Source organism: Kribbella sp. NPDC050241, from assembly GCF_044459685.1.
Lineage (GTDB): Bacteria > Actinomycetota > Actinomycetes > Propionibacteriales > Kribbellaceae > Kribbella.
The window spans coordinates 150,360-171,410 of the sequence record NZ_JBITJE010000011.1; the positions used below are offsets into that span (position 1 = coordinate 150,360).

The window sequence follows — 21,051 nt, forward strand, 5'->3', positions numbered from 1 at the left end:
AGACTCCTAGGCAAGCGTCCTGGATCCGTTGACTGGCCACGGATCACGACACCACAAGTGGACGATATAGTTCCTTCGTGCCGGACTCGACGCTTCCGACCCGAAGGTGAACGCAATGGCTGACCAGCAACTCCCAACACCGGTCGAGTGGCTCGACTCGCGTTTGGGCGTCCTCCGATCAGGCGCGAAGAAGGACGGGTCGGGAGGGCTGCGGAAGGTCTACCCGGAGCACTGGTCCTATCTTCTCGGCGAGGTCGCCCTCTACAGCTTCGTCATCCTGATCCTCACCGGGATCTTCCTGACGCTCTGGTTCAAGCCGTCGATGGCCGAGGTCGAGTACCAGGGCTCGTACAGCCTGCTCAAGGGTCTGCACATGTCGGAGGCGTACGCCTCGACGCTACACATCTCGTTCGAGGTCCGCGGCGGTCTGCTGATGCGACAGATCCACCACTGGGCGGCGGTCCTGTTCATCGCCTCGATGATGGTGCACCTGCTGCGCGTCTTCTTCACCGGTGCGTTCCGCAAGCCGCGTGAGCTGAACTGGCTGATCGGCTTCGGGACACTGTTCCTCGGCATCGTCGAGGGCTTCATCGGCTACGGCCTCCCCGACGACCTGCTGTCCGGCACCGGTCTGCGGATCACCAACGGCATGATCCAGGCGTCACCGGTGATCGGTACGTACCTGAACTTCTTCATCTTCGGCGGTGAGTTCCCCGGCGACACGTTCGTTCCGCGGTTCTTCACCGTTCACGTGCTTCTCCTCCCGGGTCTACTGCTGGCCCTGATCGCTGCCCATCTCTTCCTGATCGTGTACCACAAACACACGCAGTGGGCCGGTCCCGGCCGCACGGAGCGCAACGTCGTCGGCTACCCGTTCTTCCCTGACTACGTCGCCAAGGCCGGCGGCTTCTTCTTCGTGAACTTCGGCGTCACCGCACTGATGGGCGCACTGATCCAGATCAACCCGGTCTGGCTCTACGGGCCGTACAACCCGGCCGAAGTCACCGCCGGATCGCAGCCCGACTGGTACATGGGCTGGCTGGAAGGCTCGGTCCGGATCTTCCCCGGCTTCGAGTCGCACTTCTGGGGCATCACGCTGAGCTGGAACCTGATCATCCCCGCGCTGATCGTCCCGCCCGCCTTCGTCACCCTGGTCGCGCTCTATCCGTTCATCGAAAGCTGGATCATCGGTGACAAGCGCGAACACCACCTGCTCGACCGGCCGCGCGATGTGCCGACCCGGACCGGTATCGGCGTCGCCTTCATGACCTTCTACGCGCTGCTGTGGATCGGTGGTGGTAACGACGTGGTCGCCACCCACTTCGGCCTCTCGCTGAACAGCGTCACCTGGTTTCTGCGGTTCGCGGTGATCCTCGGCCCGATGCTGGCCTTCTGGATCACACGGCGCTGGGCGATCTCGCTCCAGCGGGCCGACCGGGAGCGGTTGCTGCTTGGTCTGGAGACCGGTGTCATCGTCCGGTCGCCCGAGGGCAAGTACACCGAGAAGCACCAGCCGATCTCGACGTACGAGGCGTACTCGCTCACCGCGCGGGAACGGGTTCTACCGCACGAACTCGGCGTGGAGACCGACGACAACGGCGTCCGCGCCCCGCGCCGGACCCTGCGCAAGGTGCGCGCCCGCTTGTCCCGGTTCTACTTCGCCGACGCGGTGCAGAAGCCGACCGCGCACGAGATCGAGGCCGCACACGCGCACGACGCCGACGCAATCCACGAGCTGACTGAGGACACGGAGACCTATCGAGCGGTCACCAGCGACACGTCCGCTCGGTCCCGCCCGTCCGAGTGACGCGGAACTGGCTGTCCGTAATCCTCCTGAGCGCCTCCGGCGTGTTGCATCCCCCTGCGTGGTAAGACGTCGAGGGTGTGGTGCCGCCAACGCTTAACGAGCTGAAATTGCGTAGGCGATGACTGGATACAAGGAGGTGCCGGATGAGGGCGATTGTGGTGACGGACGAGGCCGCGGGAACGGCCGGGATGACGCTGGCGGAGCGGCCCGAGCCGCCGGCGGCGATCAACGACGTCGTCGTTGAGGTTCATGCCTCGGGGTACGTCGCGACCGAGCTGGAGTGGCCTTCGACCTGGACCGATCGCGCCGACCGTGGCCGAGCACCGTCGATCCCCGGGCACGAGCTGGCCGGAGTGGTCACCGCCCTCGGCTACGGCACGGCAGGGCTGTCAGTGGGACAGCGGGTGTTCGGTCTCGCCGACTGGCATCGCGACGGCACCCTGGCGGACTATGTGGCGATCGAGGCACGCAACCTGGCGCCGCTCCCGGGCGACGTCGACTTCACGGTAGGCGCGAGTCTGCCGATTTCAGGGCTGACCGCCTGGCAAGGACTGTTCCAGCACGGGCGCGTTCAGGCGGGCCAGAGCGTGCTCGTGCACGGCGCGGCCGGCGCTGTCGGTTCGATGGTCACTCAACTCGCACACGAGGCCGGCGCCTACGTCATCGGCACCGGACGCGCCGCCGACCATCAAAAGGCACTCGACTTCGGCGCACAGGAATTCGTCGACCTTGCCAACGACTCGCTCGAAGACGTCGGCGGAGTTGACCTGGTCTTCGACGTCATCGGCGGAGACATCCAGAGACGCTCCGCGGCGCTGATCAAGACCGGAGGGACGCTGGTGTCCGTCGTCGGCCCGGTCGAGGCGCGGCCGGCCGACGGCCTGGCGGTGGATTTCGTTGTCGAGGCCGATCGCACCCAACTGAGTGAGATCGTCCAGCGGGTGCGGGACGGGCGGCTGCGGACGAACATCGGCACCGTGGCGACTCTCGAAGATGCCGTGGCCACATTCACTTCCACTGAGCGGAGCAAGGGAAAGACGATCATCCGCCTTCGCCCGTAGCCGGCATCAGGGAGACAACGGTGCTGAGGAACAGCCTGCCGAAGGCCGTTCTTCAGCACCGTTGAGGGACGAGACGTTCAGGAGTCAGGGAGCGATCTCGAGCTTGGTGATGAGGTCGTCGGCGAGGGTGAAGCGGTAGATGATGTCGACGACGCCGCCGGGGAAGTCGCCCTCCAGGTGGTTGGTGACGACGTAGTGGGTGTCGTCGAACTTCTCGACGTGACTGACCTCGACCGTGTAGGTGTATTCGCTGGTCTCGGTCTCCCGCCAGCGGTGGATCTCGTCGTGACCGGTGTAGGTGTTGCCGTCGTCGTCGATGACGGTGGCGTCGGTCGCGAAGGCCGACAGCAAGTCGTGAGCGTTCGCCTTGTGCTGGGGATCGGCCTCGCGCAGGTACGTCGTGATCGCGTGCGGCAGGTGCTTCGCCAGGTCGGCGGCAGTCGGGTCAGGCGGGGTCTGGATGGTCATCAGGTTCCTTTCAAGGTAAGGGTGAAGGCAGCCAGGGCTAGGCCGGCGGGAGCGCTGTCTGTGCCATTCCAGGCATGTCCATGCAGTACATCCCGTGGCGTTCAGTGAGCATCAGCAGGATCGTGTCGCAGTCCCTGCAACGGGCCACCGTGCCGGGTCCTGACATGTACACCACCATCTCCGCCACGACTCCGGTGCGGCGACAACTCGTGCACTTGTATCCCGTGGTCGTCATGTCTCGCGCGAAGAGATCATGCATGACGCCGGCCAGAGCATTGCCATCGAGAGTCCTCATCTTCGTCACACCCCTGTCCCGCCGAAGCGTTCGGTCCGGATCCGTCCCGCGTCGTACCCCAAGGCCACCAATCCGGCCGCCGCCGTCTCGACAAACGCTGTTGGTCCGCAGACATAGGTGAGCGGCTCTTCATCAGCTGCCCATCCGGCCGTGGACAAGAGCGCCGAGTCGATGCGTCCGCAGTACCCACGCCAGCTACTCGGGGCCTCACGAGTCAGTGTGATCGAGACATCGATGAGGTCGCAGGTCGCCATCTTCATGAGCTCCTCACGATAGATCAGCAGCTCGAGCGAGCGCGCCGAGCACAGCACGCGAACGGCCACCTGGCTACCGATGGCACGGTGATGCCGAAGCATCGACCGCAACGGGACCACTCCAGATCCGCCGGCCACCAAGAACAACGGGCCACCGAATTCGTTGTCCCAGACGAAATGCCCGCCGATCGGACCACGGAACTCGAGCGCGTCGCCTTCTCGCAACTCGTCGACCAGATAGGGAGACACCTCACCGTCGTCGAGTCGCTCGACAGTGAGCGACAGGTAGTCGTCCCCCGGCGCCGACGCGATCGAATAGCTCCGCTGCGTCTGATACCCATCGGGCGCTGTCAGCCGCACATCCACGTGCTGACCCGCACGGTGCCCAGGCCACTCAGGTACGGCGAGCGCGATGGTCTTCACCCGCGGAGTCTCGATGGTCGTCGCGATCACCGTGCCGGTCTGCCACGTCAGTCGCCGTAGTAGCGCTGCTCTTTCCACGGGTCTCCATAGTTGTGATAGCCGAACATCTCCCAGAAGCCGGGCTGATCGTCGGTCCGCAGGTCCAACCCACGGATCCACTTCGCGCTCTTCCAGAAGTACAGGTGCGGCACCAGCAGACGCGCCGGCCCACCATGCTCCGGATCGAGCGGCCGGCCGTCGTACTCGTCGGCGATCCAGGCCTTTCCACCTCGCAAGTCCGCCAGCGGAATGTTTGTGGTGTAGCCGCCGTCGGAGAACGCCAGGGCATGAAGTGCCTGGGTCGGCGCCGCATCAAGGATGGTGTCGAGAGCGACCCCCGACCAGGTCATGTCCAGTTTCGTCCACTTCGTCACGCAGTGGATGTCGACGGTGACCTTCTCGCGGGGCAACGCCTGGAACTCCGTCCACGACCACGAGACCGGCTCGTCCACGGCCCCACTGATCGTGAAGTCCCACGTGTCCAGCTGCGTGTACGGGGTCGGCCCGGCCGACAACACAGGGAAGTCTCGCGTGACGTACTGGCCGGGCGGTACCCGCGAAGGGTCTGCGGCGCGCCGGCCCTGGAACCCTCTGGTGACAGCCATCAGGCCTTCTCGCCAAGCTGCACACGCAACAGCCATTGCTGCTTCTCCAGCATCCCGACCACCCTGATCAGTACGTCCTGCGTCACCAGGTCCGCAGTACCGACCGAGCCCAGCCGTGCACGGATCCGCTCAGCCACCGCCGCCACCCGCCGACCCAGCTCCCAGACCACTGCGTGATCGGCCAGCGACCGCACCACGACAGGTTCGACACGTGACCCGGCCGCCACCGCCGAGCTCTGTCCATCCGGGACAAACCCCAACGTCACTGCACGCTCGGCGACGACATCCGCGAGTTCGCGCCACTGCTCGACCAACTCATCGAGGAACAGATGCACCCCATGGGCGGCCGCCCCGACCACGCTCCAGTGCAACTGCTTCCCGATGAGCGACAGATCGATCAGATCCTGCAGCACGAGCTGCAGCTCCTCACCAACCGCCACCCGCTCGTTCGGATTGTCCAGCGGCGGCAACTGCACCGAGTTCGCAACAGATTCCATAGACATATCTCCCCTGTGTCACGGCCACCGCTCGACCTTTCCCCACCACCTGGACCAATCCCCACCCAGCAGCTGGTCCGAGCCTGGGCGTCGTATTTGTCGTTTCTGGTCGTAGGGAGCTGCAAGGATGGCGGGGTGGATCGCCGAATCGCGGGAGACGGTGCGGTTGGGCGTGCTCGTGTGCGGAGGCGCGGGAACGAGCGGTTCCTCGATGTACTTGGCGCGGCTGAGCACAATCTGCGTGCTGTCGATGTGTCGTTCGGGCCAGGGCTGACCGCGGTCGTCGGCGTGTCGGGGTCGGGTAAGTCGTCGTTGGCGTTCGACGTGGTTTATGCCGAGGCGCGTCGCCGGTTCGTCGAGTCGTTGGCGCTCGGCGGCAACAGCGCGCGGGTTCCCGCTGCGAGGGTCCGGCGCATCGAGGGTCTGGGTCCGGCGGTCGCGGTTGCCCAGAACGTCCTCAACCGGAACCCGGCCTCGACGCTGGCGACGTCGGTCGGGCTGCACCCGTTCCTGCGGATCCTGTACTCACGGTTTGCCGAGGTCACCTGCCCCCACTGCCACGTGCCGGTCCGAGCGCTCTCCGCCGAGGAGCGCCTCACCACCGCCCTGGACCTGCTCGCCCACAATGACAGTCTCGACGTCGATGTCGCGATCGTGCGAGGGCTGGTCGGAAGTCACGCGCGTCTGCTGGCCGGCATCCGAGGAGAGTTCGCCCAGGTCACCGTCGATGGACGCCCGTGTGCAGCAACACCCGCGCGGCTCGACCCGCTGCGTCCTCACGACATCGTCGTACGAGTAGCCACGCTTCGGCGCGGGTTGCGGGCAGCCGAGGTCCGGGCCACCCTGGAGCGCGCCGATGCGTTGGGCCGACCCGAAGTGCTGCTCGGTGGTACGCCGTTCCTGCGGGCGCCGATCTGCCCGCAATGCGGCGCGTGGGTCCGGCCACTCGCGCCGTCGGCCTTCCGCGGTGACAATGACACTTCGTCGCACCGCATCGACGGCATCACGTTCCAGGAGCTGATCGGCCGATCGGTGACCGAGGTCCTCGAATTCGTGCAGCGGCTCCCGTTCGGGTCGCGTGCTCGACGCATTCAGGATGAGTTGCTGCGACGACTGCGTCCGCTGCGAGAGTTGGGCCTTGGCTACCTCGCCCTCGACCGGTCGATGCCGACGCTGTCACGCGGTGAGGCACAACGTACCCGGCTCGCTGTCGTGCTGTCGGGGCGTCTCGAAGACCTCCTGCACGTTCTCGACGAGCCGACCATCGGGCTGCATCACAGTGATCTTCGTCGACTGCTCGACGCCATTGCCGCCCTGCCGGGTCCGGTGCTGATGGTCGAACACGACCCGCTGGCTGTCGCCATGGCCGACGACGTCGTGGAGATCGGGCCCGGCGGTGGAGACGCCGGCGGACGACTGGTGTTCCAAGGCCCGCCCGCGGATCTGTGGAAGGCTGGTACGGCGTCGGGCACCGGCTTCTCCGCCGGCGCTCGTCGGCAGCGACCACGACGTCCGGTTGCCGCTGACCGGATCCGCGTCACCGGGGCGAGTCTGCGCAACCTCCGCGCTGTCGACTGCGAGATCCCACTCGGATCGCTGACGGTGATCACTGGGCCGTCAGGAGCAGGCAAGACCACCCTGAGCCAGGAGGTGCTGTTGGCGTCCTTGCGCGAGCGTGGCCCGGTCGGCTGCACGAGATTCGACGCGCCGGTGACACGGGCTCGTGCGGTGGATCAGGCGCCGCTGGGCAACAACCCCCGGTCGAATCCGGCGACGTACACCAAGGTGCTCGACCGGATCCGCGACGTCTTCGCGAGCGAGACCGGACGCTCGGCATCGGACTTCACCTTCAACCGGGCCGAGGGCGCCTGCCCGGACTGCGAGGGGATGGGATCGGTGGCGATCGGCATGAGCTATCTGGCGCCGATCTGGGTCCCGTGCGAGGCCTGCGACGGCCGGCGCTACCGACCTGAGGTCCTCGAGGCGACCTGGGCGGGTCGGTCGATCGCCGATGTGTTGGCGCTGAGCGTTGACGAGGCCACCGCGATGTTCGTCGAGCACCCGTCGGTGACCCGCATTCTGGGATCCCTGCAGGAGGTTGGGCTGGGCTACCTGACGCTCGGGCAGCCGTCTCCGAGCCTTTCCGGTGGGGAAGCCCAGCGCGTCCGGCTGGCCCGCGAGGTGGCCAAGGCGCGGTCCGGCGACCTGGTGCTGCTCGACGAGCCCACAACGGGTCTGCACCCGGGCGACCTCGATCGGTTGCTCGCGGTGCTCGACCGGCTGACGGACAGCGGCTGCACGGTAGTCGTGGTCGAGCACCAGCCGGACGTGATCGCCGCCGCCGACTGGCGCATCGACCTGGGCCCGGGCGGTGGTCCCGATGGTGGACGCCTGCAGCACTGCGGGCCGCCCGTTGCCGAGAAGCAGCCGCGGGTGCGGCCTCGCGCCACGCCGCGCACCGACCGCCGGTCCAGCGATGCCGTCCGTGTACGCGGCGCCCGCGCCCACAACCTGCAGGGAGTCGACGTCGATTTCGCCAAGGGCCGGTTCACTGTCGTGACGGGCGTATCCGGTTCGGGCAAGTCGTCGTTGGTCCACGACGTCGTCGAGTCCGAGGCGACCAGGCGCCTGCTCGAGTGCCTGTCTGTCTACGAGCGGCAGTCGGTCCGCGAGGGACCGGAGGCTCCGGTCGAGTCACTGACCGGCCTGGGCCCGACGATGGGCATCGACGCGTCCGGCCTGATGTTCGACGCGCACGGGCCGGGCTTCTCCGTCTGGGATGCCGACCGGGTGACCGTTGGCCGGTCCACCGACCTCGACCGTCTGCTGGCCGTGATCATCGCCCGGGCAGGTGTCCGCACGTGCCTTGCCTGCAGCCGCGACACAGTACGACGTACATCGCAGAAGCCGGAAGCAGCGTGGATCTGCGACGACTGCGGGACCACCGCGGTGCCGATCGAGCCCCGTCATCTGGTGGGGTCACCAGTCTCGACCTGTCCGCAGTGCCTGGGACTCGGGGTCGAGCGGGAGTTCGACTTCACCAAGTTGATCGAGCACCCGGACGTGCCCGTCTACGGCGGCGTCTTCGGCGGCAGTCTGGCCTGGTTCGGCACAACCCGCGGCGAGGAGCCGCCGATGCGGTCGCTGGCCGAGCGCTACCGGTTCGACTTTGACCGCACCCCCTGGAAGGCGTTGAGTGAGGAGGCCCAACACGCCGTGCTGTACGGCGACGCGTTCTGGCGCGGGTTGAATGCGTGGGCCGCGAACGACGTCGGGGGCAAGGAGTCGACCGTGTTTCCGTGCCGGGAGTGCGGTGGCCGGCAGCTGCGTACGCCGTACCTGGCGATCCGCCTCCAAGGCCGCGGGCGGGATGAGCTCTTCTCGACCTCGCTCGCCGATCTGGAGGCCGTCCTGACATCGATCGACGTACCGGAGGATCGGCAGGCGGCAGAGGCGCGGACCATCGCGTTGCGTCGGCTCGCCTTCCTGCGTGCCGTCGGGCTGGGATATCTCCAGCTGAACCGGACGACCTGGACCCTGTCGGCGGGCGAAGCGCAACGCATCAAGCTGGCGTCCGTGCTCGGCGACGGACTGGTCGGGATGACGGTCCTGCTGGACGAACCCTCAAGGGGTCTGCACCCCTCGGAGGTGACCGCCCTGGCCCGGACCCTGACCGAGTTGCGGGCCGCCGGCAACACTGTCATCGCCGTCGAGCACGACCCGATCATCATCCGCGCGGCGGACGACGTGATCGAGATCGGCCCCGGTCCCGGCCGATCTGGTGGTCGCCTGGTCGAGCTGGACAGCCCGCAGTCGGTGACGCGGGCGGTTCTGGAAGGACAGGTAGCGGCGATACACCGCGACCGCCGTCGGGAGCCTGCGGGTTGGATGCAGGTCACCGGAGCGCGGGAGAACAACCTCGACGGACTCGCTGTCCGCGTCCCACTCGGCGTACTCGTCGGCGTCTGCGGGGTGTCCGGCTCGGGTAAGTCGTCGCTCGTCGTCGACACCATCGCGCTGGGCCTGACCCGACCGAAGACCAACATTCCTGGCCGCGGCGTGATCCGCGTCCGGCCCGGCGATCACGACTCCATCTCCGGGGCGCCCCAGCGAACGGTCGTGGCCGACCAGTCCCGGGCCGAGATCACCTCACCGGGGATGTTCCTCGGGCTGATCGGTGCCGTCCGCAAGGAGTTCGCCGCGAGCGAGGCGGCCGTGGAGCAGGGCATCACGATCAAGGATCTGACCTATCAGTGCGACGCCTGCAAGGGCAAAGGGGCGTGGCAGCAGGACATGTCGTTCCTGCCGTCGGTGCCGCAGACCTGCGATGCCTGCGGCGGATCCGGGTATCGCCACGAGGCCGCCACCCTGCTCGAGCGGGGCCGGAGCCTCACCGACATCGAAGCCCTCACGATCGCCGAACTGGTCGACGAGTGGGGCGACCTTGACGCGGTACGCCGAGTGGGCGGGGCTGCCGTCGCACTCGGGCTGGGCTACCTCGTCGTACGCCAGCCGGGCTGGAGCCTGTCGGGCGGCGAAGCGCAGCGGCTCAAGCTTGCCAAGGAGTTCGCCCGTACGACGAAGTCGACCGCCCTGTACGTGCTCGACGAACCCACCGTCGGCCTCCAGGCCACCGACGTCGCAGTGCTGGTCCACACGCTCGACACGCTCATTGCCGCCGGCAACAGCGTGCTCGTCGTCGAGCACGATCCGGCCTTCCTCGCCGCCTGCGACTGGCTCATCGAGCTCGGCCCGGGCGCGGGACCGGACGGTGGCAGGATCGTGTTCGAAGGCCCGCTCGACGCTTTCATCGAAGCCGGCACCGCCACCGCGCCCCATCTTGCCGGGGTGCTGCCATGAATATCGGCACCCTGCTGCTCGGCCACCCGTCCCCATCGCTGCGTTGGCGGGCGGCCCGCGAACTGGAGGGCGCCACCGATGACGACGCCGAGGTCAGCGCGTGGCGTAGCGAGATCGATCGGAGCGCGGAGGTCGACGTACTCGTCGAGCGGTTGGCTGCGGCCGGGCCTTATGTCGCGGGCTATCTGCTCTGTCAGTTGGCCTACCTCGGCTACCGCGGGCCTGCCATGGCGACCTCGGTCGAGAAGATCTTCGGCGAGCAGCAGCCGGATGGCTCGTGGTCGATTCCGCCTGCCGACTCCGGCCCGATCGAAGGTCCTCGCTTCATCACCATGCAGACTGTCGTACCGCTGCGCGGGATCGCCGCCGCCGGCTTCGCAGCTGATCCCCGTGCCGAGCATGCCTACCAGTGGCTCCTCGACGTACGCCTCGAGGACGGATCCTGGCCGTCCGGCCCGAAAGCCGACCTCGGACAGGCCGGCCGCCCGACGTCGCCGGAGAAGGAGTACCGCCGCCTGCCCCGTGGGCTCGGTTGCCGATCAGCGACGACCGGCGCCGTCGCCTGCCTGGCGATGCACCCTGAGAGACAGCGATCCGACATCGCCCGGATCGGCGTCGACCACCTCCTCGCCCGCGAGACCCGAGACACCTCGACCCTCGGTTGGGAGGTGTCCCGACTGGTAGGGCTTGAACGAGCGATGGGACAAGTGACGTTCTACGCCACCCACGACCTCGCCTTCCTGCTCGACCTCGCCTCCCGTTGCGGCGTCTCCCCACAGGACCGCCGGGTCCATGACCTCGTCGACTACCTGGAGACGCTGCGCGGCCCCTACGGCATGTGGCAACACCCCACCCATCCGCAGCTCGCCGGCTGGTTGTCTCTCGACCTCGAAAACAGCCTTCGCCGCCTCGACGACGGCGACTGGACCGGCAACGAGGAGCCCGCCACCCCCACCTCCTCCCCTCGCAGCCCGCGCCGCTACTGATGCGCTGGGGATCAGAGTTCGAGCCAGCCGAAGCCGATCTTCCAGTGCCGGCCGGCGCGCAGGTGATCGATCACGGCTCGCTGGAGAGTCGTCCGGCGGGGAAGGGTCGCAAGGTCGGCATCGGGTGAGGCCTGGAAGATCCTGGACAGGATGTCGGCGTCGCCGTCCCGCGTCTCGGGTGTCAGGTGGAAGCGGCGTTGGAAGCGGATGATGTTGGAGTCGGCCGGCAGGTATTCGGCGAGCTGCTCGTCGAGGATCCACGATCCACACCGCGCGAGCCGGTACGTCTCCTCGGGGAAATGCCGGGCAAAGAACTCGCCGGCGAGGGCGAAGGAAGCGTCGCAGGCAGCCGGGTCCAAGGCTCCGGTCGGGGCGGCGTGCACACCCAGTGCCGGATCGGACTCGTCGGACGGAAGTCCGGCGGCACGCACCGCCGGGGCAAGGAATCCCAGGTCACCGCGGTTGAACCCCAACCGGCCAAGCAGATAGATGCCCCCGCGGAAGTGCAGGTCGATCCAGAACGGCGCGTCGATCCCGCCGGTGCCGAGCCGTTGCCGATGGGACTCAACGGCGCTGCCAAGTGCCGCGAGCGTCGCCCAGGAGATGTCGTCAGGGATGCCCCGTTGCTCGTGGTACGCGCGGACAGACGGAAGAACAGCGAGAAAGACGTACACATAGAAGTAGCGACCCCAGCCGTCCGGCAAAGTCGGCCACGCTCCACCCGGTCGAAACCCGCCGATGTCTGCAACGGTCCGCTGAGCACAACGGCGTACCAACCAGGACAGAGCGGGATTGCGCTGCAGATCGGGCAACTCACCGACGATCTCGGCCGCGTCCTGCGCCGGTACGCCGAGTCGAAGCAGAAGTGTCAGTGCAGTCTCGGCCGTGGGTACGGCGAGCTCGTCGCGAGGCTCACCGGCTCGCTCCAACTCCCCCAGCCACTTCACCAAGGCTGGATCATCCCCGAGGAATCCGGCCACCTCCTCGACCCCGATAGTCATCGCACCCTCCGCCCTGCGCCGCCAACGCCAGCAACCGGACCCTAATCGATCAGAGGTCCGCGGTCTGGACCGGAGCCTTGGGAAACGCCTGGCCCGGCGAGGCTTCGACGACTTGCAGGGCCTCCACAGATCACGCACCTTATTGCCGTGCGATCAGTCAGATGCATCGATAGGGTGTCGCTTCGCAGACGGCGACGACCTGGTGGTGACCGATGGGCATGAGAAACTATCTGATTGACGGCGGTTCCGGCACCGGCAAAACCACAGTCTGCGACGAATTGCAGCGACGGGGCTATCAGGCTGTTCATGGCGACAGAGAACTCCGCAGCGCCCCGGAGCCAGATGAAGACACCAGTGGCCGTGCATCCGACAGCCACCTACCGCCCCTCTGGGATCTAGCGAAGGTCAAGGGCCTGCTCGCCGACCAGGACGAGGCGGTGACGTTTCTCTGCGGTGGCTCCAGGAATTCTTCGGAGTTCATCGACCTTCTTGACGGTGTCTTTGTCCTTGAAGTCGACGACCTTGACACTGTGATGCGCCGGATTGATGAGCGTGTACTCGTTGACCCCAGCGACTGGGGCGGAAGGCAAGAGGAGCGAGAAATCATCATGCGGTTGCACCACACGAAGGAAGGCATTGCTCAGGGACGTGCAATCGACGCCTCCGCACCGCTCCAACTTGTCGTTGACGAAATCCTTCGTCACATTCACTGACACACGGGCCAGGCGATCCACCGAACCGGGCCGGCCCGACCACGCTCCGGTGCAACTGCTTCCCGATCAGTGACGGGCTATTACCGGTCACGGACGCTTCGTTCGAAGTGCTGACCCCGGGAGCCAGGTTGCCTAGCATGTGAAGCGGGGAGGCGTCGGATGGAGCGACGGGTGATGGTAGGCCGGGCCCGGCCACTGGCTGAGCTCGACGCCCTGCTGGCTGCGGCCGTCGACGGTCGCGGCCGGTCCGCGATCGTTCTCGGTGAGCCGGGGATGGGTAAGACGACGCTTGCGGAGGCGCTTGCGGATCGTGCTCTCGCATCAGGTGTCACCGTTGCCTGGGGCTGGTGTTCGGCCGCCGGCATGCCACCGTTCTGGCCGTGGCGAAGCATTCTCCGTGAGCTGGCGCCTGAGCACCGGCTCGCCGGCGAGGGGCCTGCCGGTCACGGCGCGGACGGCCTGGGAGTGCTGCGCGGCGACGCCGGTGTCCGGGCCAGACTGTTCGTTTCGGTGATCGACACGTTGCAGAAGGTCTCTGGCGACGGTCCGGTCGTTCTCATCCTCGAAGATCTGCAGTGGGCCGACAGCGCCTCGTTGCTGCTCCTCCGTCAAGTCGTCGACGCGCTCCCGGGTCTTCGTGTGCTGCTCGTGGCCACCTGGCGTGACGAGCCGCCCAAGACCGGTGAGGATGTGCGGGCCGTTGTCCGCGATCTACCGACCGCAGTACAGCGAATCCGGCTCGACGGCCTCGGGATCGACGAGGTGGCGGAGTTGGTGACGCGGGTTCTCGGTGAGACCCCCGCCGACGAGTTGGCGACCATGGTGCACCGTCGCACCGGCGGGAACCCGTTCTTCGTGCGGGAGGTTTCCCGGCTGCTCGCGGCTCGGTCGGCCACGACCGGCGTACCCGATGGTGTGCGCGAGGTGCTCGCCCACCGGATCGCCCGCGTCAGCCAGGGCTGCCAGCAGATCCTGGAGGTTGCGGCGGTGGCCGGGAACGGTGCCGACGTTTCACTCGTGATGGCCGTCGCCGGCGAATCGGCCGATGCGGTTCTCCTTCAGCTCGAGGAGGCTGCAGCCGCCCGGTTGCTGGCCGGGCCGCCCGTCGACAACCGGATCTGGTTCGCCCACGCGCTGGTCCAGGAGGTGCTGGAGACCTCGCTCGGTACTGCGCGGCGGGCCACCTTACACCGAGCGCTGGCCGAGCAGCTCGAAGAGACAGCCGGAGACGACGACGAGGCCGCGGGTGAGCTGGCCCGGCACTGGTCCGCCGCGTTCGGTCCGGACGCCGCCGAACGTGCCGCGGCATGGGCGCTGCGAGCGGCACGCTCGGCGGGAGACCGGATGGGCTACGAGCAGGCGGTCGATGCGTACCGGATCGCCCTGCGCGCAAAGGACATCGAGCGAACGAAGGTGATGCTCGAGCTGGGCGAGGCACAGATGTACGCCGGTGATCTCGAAGGCGCCCGGCAGACGTTCGCGCAGACGGCGGAACTGGCGCGGCGTAACGGACGTGCCAGTCACCTGGCGATGGCCGCGCTCGGCCTGGGCGCCGGCCTGAGCGGGTTCGAGGTGCCGCAGTACGACGAGCTGCAGACAGAACTACTCGAGGAAGCGCTGGCGTCCCTACCGCAGCGAGACGGCGGTATGCGGGCTGCGGTGATGGCCCGGCTCTCGCTCGCCTATGCGGGGACCGACCGGGAGAGCGAGCGGCTCGACCTGGCCCGCTCCGCCGTGGCGATGGCGGAACGAGTCGGCCATCCCTGTGTCGAGTCGGGTGCGCTGGCGGCGTACTGCGACGCCATCGCCGGCCCGGCCCAGCTCGACGAGAGGTTCGCCGCAGCCAGCCGGATGCTCGCGGTCGCCGAACGCGGGCACGATTCACCGTGTCAGTTGCTGGCCCGTCGCCTCCGCCTGGTGGCGCTGATGGAGCGAGGCGACTGGCCCGAGGTCGATGCGGAGATCGACGCCTTCGCTCGTACGGCGAACCGTCTCATGCTGCCGCTCTACTCCTGGTACGTCCCGCTGTGGCGTGGAGCGCGGGCACTGATGTCCGGCGACCTCGAAACGGCGACCCGGTACGCCGACGAGACCGAAGCGATCGGGCGTCGGGCCGGCAGTGCCAACGCCGCACTCATGGTTTTCACCCTGCGCATGTGGACCCACCGGACAGCCGGCGTACTCCCCGCGGACTTCGTCGACGATATCGATGCGGCCGTCAAGACCGCGTCCGAGTCGTCCGTTGCCCTGGGCATGTTGGCCAGCTACCTCGCCGCGGCCGGAGAAGCCGACACAGCCGGGCGATACTTCGACCGGCTGATGAGCCGCGGCCTGGATGCGATCCCCGACGACTGCGAGTGGCTCGAAGGAATGTGGCACACCGGCGATGCGGCCATCGCCCTGGATCGCGGCGATGTCGCCGACGAAGTGGCTCGGCGGCTCGCGCCGTACGAGGGCCTGTGGGTGATCGACGGGATCGGCGGAGGCGTGATGGGCGTGACCGCACATCTCCTCGGCCGGCTGGCGGCGTTCCGCGGCAGGATCGGTGACGCGCGACGCCTGCTGTCCAGCGCGGTCTCGGCGTACCAAGGCGCCAACACTGTCCCGTGGCTGACCCGAGCGGAGCAGGATCTGGCCGCGATCAGCGGAGTCGTACGACGGACCACGAGCGTCGAGGGAGTGTTCCGACAGGACGGGCGAACCTGGCACCTGAGCTGGCGGAATGGCGAGGCAACTGTCCCGGATTCGAAGGGAATGCACGACCTGTCCGTGCTGCTGGGCCGGCCCGGTACGCCGGTGCATGTCCTCGACCTCGTTGCCGCTGCGGGCGGCCCGCCGAGGACGGCGGCCGGCGGGGACACCGGTCCGGCGCTCGACGGTGTGGCCAGGGACGCGTACAAGCGGCGAGTGGCCGAACTCGATACCGACATCGCCGAGGCAGAACTGGACGGCACACCTCAGCGGGTCGGCACACTCGTCGAGGAACGGGACTTCCTGGTCCGCGAGCTGGCCGCGGCCTACGGCCTCGGTGGCCGGGCGCGGACGACCGGGGACCCGGCCGAACGGGCTCGCAAGGCCGTCGCGATGCGCGTCGCGACCGCGATCAAGGCCATCCGCGAGGTCCACCCTGGGCTGGCGCGACACCTCGAGCTGGCCGTCTCCACCGGACGGTTCTGCGTCTATCGCCCGGAGGAAACGGCGACCTGGCACAGCTAGCCGTCAGTCGTGTGGCATCGCCACATCAGACCTGGCGCCTCCCTGGTAGAGGCGGCGCACCGGGCGCCGCGCGGCACCAGGGAGAACATCATGAGCACGATGCTGGATCAGGTCGAGGAGACCCCGACTCCATCCGCCGCAGAGGAGGTGTCCGGCCGCCTCTTCCTGCAGACGCTGGCCACTGCCGAGCTCCTCAACATCTACCTCGGCGTCGAGCTGGGCTTCTATCGCTCGCTGTCGGAGGACGGGCCCGCGACGGCCGCCGTACTGGCTGAGCGAAGCGGTGCCGAGGTCCGCTACACCCAGGAATGGCTGACTCAACAGGCCGTTGCGGGACTGCTGACCATCAGCGAAGAGGCGGTGTTCAGCTTGCGCGACGGCGTTCACGAGGCGCTGGTTGACGAGACAAGTCCGTTCTATGCCGGCGGCATGGCCTACATCGCGCCGGCGATGGGACGAGCGCTTCCGGCACTGGTCGCCGCGTTCCGCACCGGGGACGGTGTGCCGCTCACGGCGTACGGCGCCGACGCGGTGACCGCACAGGAGGCGCTCAACCGGCCCGCCTACGAGAACTCGCTGATCGACGAGTGGCTTCCGCAGGTGCCGGACATCCAGTCCCGCCTCGCGGACAGCACCCGCCCGGCGCGCGTCGCGGACCTGGGCGCAGGCGTGGGCTGGGCGTCGATCCGGCTCGCGGAGGCGTTCTCGCACATCTCCGTCGACGGGTACGACCTGGACGAGGAGTCCATCGCCCGCGGCCGCCAGTACGTCGCCGAACGCGGGGTAGGCGGCCGGGTCGACCTCGAGGTCGCCGACATCACCCAGCCGCTCCCCCGCGACGGGTACGACGTCGCGTTCTTCTTCGAATGCCTGCACGACTTGCCACATCCGGTGGCGGCACTCGAGGCCGCCCGACGTGCGCTGGCACCCGGCGGCTCGGTGATCGTGATGGAGGAGAACGTCGCCGAGACCTTCACCGCTCCGGGCGACGAGGTCGAACGGTTCATGGCCGCGGCCGGGACCCTCTGGTGTGTTCCGCAGGGCCGCACCGACGCCGGCTCCGAGGTCGTCGGGCCACTCGAGATCCGGCCGGCCACCATGCGACGGCTGTCCGAAACCGCCGGCTTCGCCGGCATCGAGATCCTGCCGATCGAGCACCCGTTCTGGCGCTTCTACCGGCTCCAGGGCTGAGTCGCCAACGCGATGCCCGACACCACGTCAGCCCAGGGACTTGCGGGCGAATTCGACGGCCTCGGCCAGGAGGCTGCGCCATAGCTCGGGGTCGAGTGCCGGGATCGACACCCATTCGCGGAAGACCTTGCCGGCAGGGGCGAACGGATCGCCGGTGCCGGTCTCGACAAGGTCGATCACCCGCTCGCGCGGCAGCTTCACGACGAGGGAACCGGCGCTGTCGTTGTAGGACGCGACGAAACGCCCGGCCAGCCGCACGCAGGGGTAGCCCATCATGGTGGCGCGGCCGATGGCAGGGTCGTACAGCAGGTCGTCAGTGAGCTCGTCGTACAGGTCACGAGCCGCGGGGTCCCCGCCGGACTGCTCCGACGGGGACGCGCCCTGGGTGCGCTTGTCCATCAGGCCGCAGGTGGGGTGAAGACCCCGAACTGGTTCCCGGCCGGATCGCGCAGATAGGCGAACTTCGGGGCGCCGGGGCCGGGATCGAGGTGCTTGCTGACGACCGATCCGCCGAGATGCTCGGCGTCGGCACACGTGCTCTCGACGTCGGCGACGAGGATGTAGAACACGGCGTGGTCGGGCACCTGGCCGCCAGTGCCGAAGATGCCGCCCATCGGACCGTCAGCGCCGGAGGCCTTGATGTTGCGGTAGTCCGATCCACCGGATGCAGCGGGGCCGTTGGCCTCGAAGGTCCAGTCGAACAGGCTGCCGTAGAACTTCTGGGCGGCGTCGGCGTCGCTGGTGGCGACCTCGAACCAGGCCAAGGTGCCGGGAGCGGGGGTGGTCATGTGCGTCTCCTTCTGATCGGATCATCCGCCGGAACGACGGGCTGCACCCACCGTGGCAGTCGTTCGCGACAGCCCTATGTCGGAGTTCGGCAGAGAATCTTCGGGACGAAGCACGGACGCCGGCAGCTTGATCTCGTGACCGTCGACGATCGGCTCGGGGACGACAGGCCGCAGCCTCGGGAGGCGCGGCGTCCGCTCGGCCGCGATGATGCGGTCCATGCGGAACACCCGGTCGTCGCCTCGCAGGTGGCACCACGCGGTGAGATAGGAGCCGTTGGTGCCGACCACCACGTACTGCGGCTCGACCTCACGCTCCGTGCGAACGCCGCCGACGTCGATGTAGTGGATGCGCAGCACCTGGTTGTCGCGCACGGCTCGCCAGATGGTCTCGGCGACCTCCGCGTCCGGGTCCGGCACCTTCCGCACGATCAGCCGCACCTTGTCCGCGGTATCGCGTGCCTCCACCAGCGCCGACTCCGGCATCGCGGCGACGATCTTCTGCAGCGCGCTGCGGGCATCGTTTGTGAACAAGACATGCTCGGTCCGGCTCAGCGCCACGGCCACGGCCGCCGCTTCGCGCGGAGTGAAGTTGAGCGGCGGCAGGCTCATCGATCGGTCGAGTGTGTAGCCGCCGCCTCTGCCCTGCTTGGTCGCCAGCGGGACACCAGCCTGCCCGAGCGCGCTCAGGTCACGCTCGACGGTGCGAACGCTCACCTCGAAACGTGCCGCCAGTTGCCGCGCCGTACGTCCGCGTCGTCCGGCCGCACGCAACTCCTCCACCAACGCGTACAGGCGGTCGATGCGGTTCATGTTCGGAGCGTAGACGCGGGCGGGGACACTCCTGAGATCCTGTCCCCAGGGTGTCCTGATCCGGGCGCTGCCGTTCGTCAGTAGGTCAGAGCGGGATGACCCCGCGGAGACGAGGAGTAGGGAATGAGTCACTACCTGCTGTCGGTCTATGAGGCGGAGAACCAGGTCGAGGGCGCGCCGTCGACACCCGAAGACATGCAAGCCTTCATGCGCCGGGTGATCGCGCTCGAGGAGGAGATGGACGCAGCAGGCGCGTTCGTGTTCGGCGGCGCCCTGCACGGCCCCGACGCGGCCACCGTGGTGCGCGGAGGCACCGGCCTCGACAAGGTCACCACCGACGGACCCTTCGCCGAGGGCAAGGAGCACATCGGCGGCTTCTACATCATCGACGCCGAGAACCTCGACGAGGCGCTGGAGTGGGCGGACAAAGTCGTCGAGGCCATCAATCACGCGATCGAGGTCCGGCCGTTCCGCGCAACAGGGCGGCTACAGGACGGTGAAGGACATTGACGGAACGGTAGATGGACGACGTCGAGCGAGCCTTCCGCGAGGCACACGGCCAAGCCGTGGCCACCCTGACCCGTATCTTCGGTGACATCGCGCTGGCCGAGGACGCCGTACAGGACGCCTTCGTGACGGCTGTCCAGCGGTGGCCGCGCGACGGTGTGCCCGACAACCCGGCCGGCTGGATCGTCACCACCGCGCGTAACCGAGCCGTGGACGCCGTCCGACGCGGGCGACGCGGACGCGAACTCGCCGAGCAGGTCGCGTCAGACCATCGGCGGCGGCAGGAGTCCACCGTCCGATCCGAGGATGCGGAGCTCATGCGTGACGACCAGTTGCGGCTCGTCTTCACCTGCTGCCACCCGGCCATCCGCATCGAGCATCAGGTGGCGCTGACCTTGCGCCTGATCGCCGGACTCACCCCCGCGGAGGTGGCCTCGGCGTTCCTGGTGAGCGAGGAGACCATGGCGAAGCGACTGGTGCGGGCGAAGTACAAGATCAAGTCAGCACACATCCCCTACCGGGTTCCCGACGAGGCCGAACTTCCGGACCGCCTTCGCGCGGTGCTGTCGGTGCTGTACCTGATCTACAACGCCGGCGCCGACGACATCCGCAACCGCCGGAACTTGTGCACCGAGGCGATCCGGCTGGCGCGTGTGCTGGTGGGGCTGATGCCCGACGAGCCGGAAGCGGTTGGCCTGCTGGCCCTCATGCTGCTCAACGAGGCGAGAATGCCGGCACGCGGTCGCGGTGACGACGTAGTACTGCTGCAGTTCCAAGACAGGTCGCTCTGGAACCGATCGCTGATCGCCGAAGGCCACGAACTCGTCCTTGTCTGCCTTCGGAGTCGCCGCCCGGGGCCGTTTCAGCTCCAGGCGGCGATCCAGGGCATCCACTGTGCGGCCCCGCACTACCGAGACACCGACTGGCCAACGATCGTACGGTTCTACGACCGGCTGCTGACCGTCATGCCGACACCGGTGATCGCGCTCAACCGCGCCGTCGCGCTGGCCGAGATCCAAGGGCCGCTCACCGGCCTGGCCATGCTGGACGAGATCACCGACCAGCTCGCCGAGTACCACCTGCTGCACGCCTCGCGCGGCTCCATGCTGGAACGCCTCGGCCGACGGAAGGACGCAGCCGACGCCTACGCCCACGCGGCAGAACTGGCCAGAACCCAGCCCGAGATCCAGTTCCTCCGCCGGCGAAGCGAAGCCCTCGATCGTGAGGCGTGAAACCTCGTACGCACACCTCGAGCGCTCAGTAGCCTCCGGGGAATCGGGCGGCTACTCACCGTGACCGTGGTGGACGCTGGGACCGACTCTCCGGACCGGAACCGTGGTGACGGCGGATCTTGAATGGTGGCCACCTGTTCTCGGTCCGCCTCCGGCGAGCCGGCCGCTCCCCAGCGACTCCAGACTCACGCTTCCCTCTTCCGCCAGGCAGAGCCCAAGGTCCCGAGCTCCTCGATATCAGACCCTCAATCGGCCCGGGCCCGGGAGCAGCCGTCCTGACCTGTAGGTGTCGAGGCGG

At 67.8% G+C, this 21,051-nt stretch carries 18 protein-coding genes; 9 read left to right on the forward strand and 9 right to left on the reverse strand.

Features of this window, described 5'->3' with window-relative positions; all coding sequences use genetic code 11:
- The first annotated feature begins 115 nt into the window (after nucleotides 1-115).
- Both ACIBG5_RS36170 and ACIBG5_RS36175 read left to right on the forward strand, forming a co-directional pair.
- Nucleotides 116-1,807: a cytochrome bc complex cytochrome b subunit gene (locus ACIBG5_RS36170; protein ID WP_396396130.1), complete on the forward strand. Its 1,692-nt coding sequence runs from the start codon at nucleotides 116-118 to the stop codon at nucleotides 1,805-1,807.
- 143 nt (nucleotides 1,808-1,950) lie between these two features.
- Entirely contained in the window at nucleotides 1,951-2,868 is a 918-nt protein-coding gene (locus ACIBG5_RS36175; RefSeq protein ID WP_396396132.1) for an NADP-dependent oxidoreductase, read from the forward strand.
- Between the two features lie 84 nt (nucleotides 2,869-2,952).
- Here the strand turns inward: ACIBG5_RS36175 and ACIBG5_RS36180 are convergent, their stop codons facing one another.
- The 5 genes from ACIBG5_RS36180 to ACIBG5_RS36200 are packed head-to-tail and all read right to left on the reverse strand — an operon-like array spanning nucleotide 2,953 to nucleotide 5,449.
- The gene (locus tag ACIBG5_RS36180; RefSeq protein WP_396396134.1) at nucleotides 2,953-3,336 is read right to left on the reverse strand and encodes a nuclear transport factor 2 family protein; all 384 of its coding nucleotides are present in this window, start codon (nucleotides 3,334-3,336) and stop codon (nucleotides 2,953-2,955) included.
- 37 nt (nucleotides 3,337-3,373) lie between these two features.
- The gene (locus ACIBG5_RS36185) at nucleotides 3,374-3,631 is read right to left on the reverse strand and encodes a DUF6510 family protein (protein WP_396396135.1); all 258 of its coding nucleotides are present in this window, start codon (nucleotides 3,629-3,631) and stop codon (nucleotides 3,374-3,376) included.
- A 5-nt stretch (nucleotides 3,632-3,636) separates the two neighbouring features.
- Nucleotides 3,637-4,386, reverse strand: a complete 750-nt coding sequence (locus ACIBG5_RS36190) for a ferredoxin reductase (protein ID WP_396396136.1) — start codon at nucleotides 4,384-4,386, stop codon at nucleotides 3,637-3,639.
- Nucleotides 4,356-4,952 carry a sulfite oxidase-like oxidoreductase gene (locus tag ACIBG5_RS36195; RefSeq protein WP_396396137.1) on the reverse strand — a complete coding sequence of 199 codons (597 nt, stop codon included), beginning with the start codon at nucleotides 4,950-4,952 and terminating at the stop codon, nucleotides 4,356-4,358. Before ACIBG5_RS36195 ends, ACIBG5_RS36190 begins: the two co-directional genes overlap by 31 nt.
- Complete coding sequence (locus tag ACIBG5_RS36200; protein ID WP_396396139.1) at nucleotides 4,952-5,449, reverse strand: Dps family protein; 498 nt, start codon at nucleotides 5,447-5,449, stop codon at nucleotides 4,952-4,954. Before ACIBG5_RS36200 ends, ACIBG5_RS36195 begins: the two co-directional genes overlap by 1 nt.
- Before the next feature lie 135 nt (nucleotides 5,450-5,584).
- Between ACIBG5_RS36200 and ACIBG5_RS36205 the strand changes: the two genes are divergently transcribed.
- Together ACIBG5_RS36205 and ACIBG5_RS36210 are read left to right on the forward strand one after the other, a co-directional pair.
- Complete coding sequence (locus tag ACIBG5_RS36205; protein WP_396396140.1) at nucleotides 5,585-10,309, forward strand: hypothetical protein; 4,725 nt, start codon at nucleotides 5,585-5,587, stop codon at nucleotides 10,307-10,309.
- A complete protein-coding gene (locus ACIBG5_RS36210; protein WP_396396142.1) occupies nucleotides 10,306-11,295 on the forward strand; it encodes a hypothetical protein in 990 nt (329 codons plus the stop codon). The genes ACIBG5_RS36205 and ACIBG5_RS36210 overlap by 4 nt, the downstream gene beginning before the upstream one ends.
- Before the next feature lie 11 nt (nucleotides 11,296-11,306).
- Here ACIBG5_RS36210 and ACIBG5_RS36215 read toward each other — a convergent pair whose 3' ends face one another.
- Nucleotides 11,307-12,296, reverse strand: coding sequence for an acyltransferase domain-containing protein (locus tag ACIBG5_RS36215; RefSeq protein ID WP_396396143.1), 990 nt, complete (start codon nucleotides 12,294-12,296; stop codon nucleotides 11,307-11,309).
- 218 nt (nucleotides 12,297-12,514) lie between these two features.
- On the opposite strand from ACIBG5_RS36215, the gene ACIBG5_RS36220 reads away from it, so the two are divergent.
- The 3 genes from ACIBG5_RS36220 (at nucleotide 12,515) to ACIBG5_RS36230 (ending at nucleotide 17,416) form a co-directional block, all read left to right on the forward strand.
- Complete coding sequence (locus ACIBG5_RS36220; RefSeq protein ID WP_396396144.1) at nucleotides 12,515-13,009, forward strand: AAA family ATPase; 495 nt, start codon at nucleotides 12,515-12,517, stop codon at nucleotides 13,007-13,009.
- Between the two features lie 159 nt (nucleotides 13,010-13,168).
- On the forward strand, nucleotides 13,169-16,225 hold the full coding sequence (locus ACIBG5_RS36225) for an ATP-binding protein (protein ID WP_396396145.1): 3,057 nt from the start codon (nucleotides 13,169-13,171) through the stop codon (nucleotides 16,223-16,225).
- Between the two features lie 90 nt (nucleotides 16,226-16,315).
- On the forward strand, nucleotides 16,316-17,416 hold the full coding sequence (locus tag ACIBG5_RS36230) for a class I SAM-dependent methyltransferase (protein WP_396396146.1): 1,101 nt from the start codon (nucleotides 16,316-16,318) through the stop codon (nucleotides 17,414-17,416).
- 27 nt (nucleotides 17,417-17,443) lie between these two features.
- On the opposite strand, the gene ACIBG5_RS36235 is transcribed toward ACIBG5_RS36230, so the two are convergent.
- The 3 genes from ACIBG5_RS36235 to ACIBG5_RS36245 are packed head-to-tail and all read right to left on the reverse strand — an operon-like array spanning nucleotide 17,444 to nucleotide 19,014.
- Nucleotides 17,444-17,815, reverse strand: a complete 372-nt coding sequence (locus ACIBG5_RS36235) for a hypothetical protein (RefSeq protein WP_396396148.1) — start codon at nucleotides 17,813-17,815, stop codon at nucleotides 17,444-17,446.
- Nucleotides 17,815-18,204: a VOC family protein gene (locus tag ACIBG5_RS36240; RefSeq protein WP_396396150.1), complete on the reverse strand. Its 390-nt coding sequence runs from the start codon at nucleotides 18,202-18,204 to the stop codon at nucleotides 17,815-17,817. The genes ACIBG5_RS36235 and ACIBG5_RS36240 overlap by 1 nt, the downstream gene beginning before the upstream one ends.
- 21 nt (nucleotides 18,205-18,225) lie before the next feature.
- Complete coding sequence (locus ACIBG5_RS36245) at nucleotides 18,226-19,014, reverse strand: helix-turn-helix transcriptional regulator (RefSeq protein ID WP_396396152.1); 789 nt, start codon at nucleotides 19,012-19,014, stop codon at nucleotides 18,226-18,228.
- Between the two features lie 123 nt (nucleotides 19,015-19,137).
- Here ACIBG5_RS36245 and ACIBG5_RS36250 point away from each other — a divergent pair, with 123 nt between their 5' ends.
- Both ACIBG5_RS36250 and ACIBG5_RS36255 read left to right on the forward strand, forming a co-directional pair.
- Nucleotides 19,138-19,524, forward strand: coding sequence for a YciI family protein (locus tag ACIBG5_RS36250; protein ID WP_396396153.1), 387 nt, complete (start codon nucleotides 19,138-19,140; stop codon nucleotides 19,522-19,524).
- A gap of 11 nt (nucleotides 19,525-19,535) precedes the next feature.
- Nucleotides 19,536-20,753, forward strand: a complete 1,218-nt coding sequence (locus ACIBG5_RS36255) for an RNA polymerase sigma factor (RefSeq protein ID WP_396396154.1) — start codon at nucleotides 19,536-19,538, stop codon at nucleotides 20,751-20,753.
- The last annotated feature ends 298 nt before the right edge of the window (nucleotides 20,754-21,051 follow it).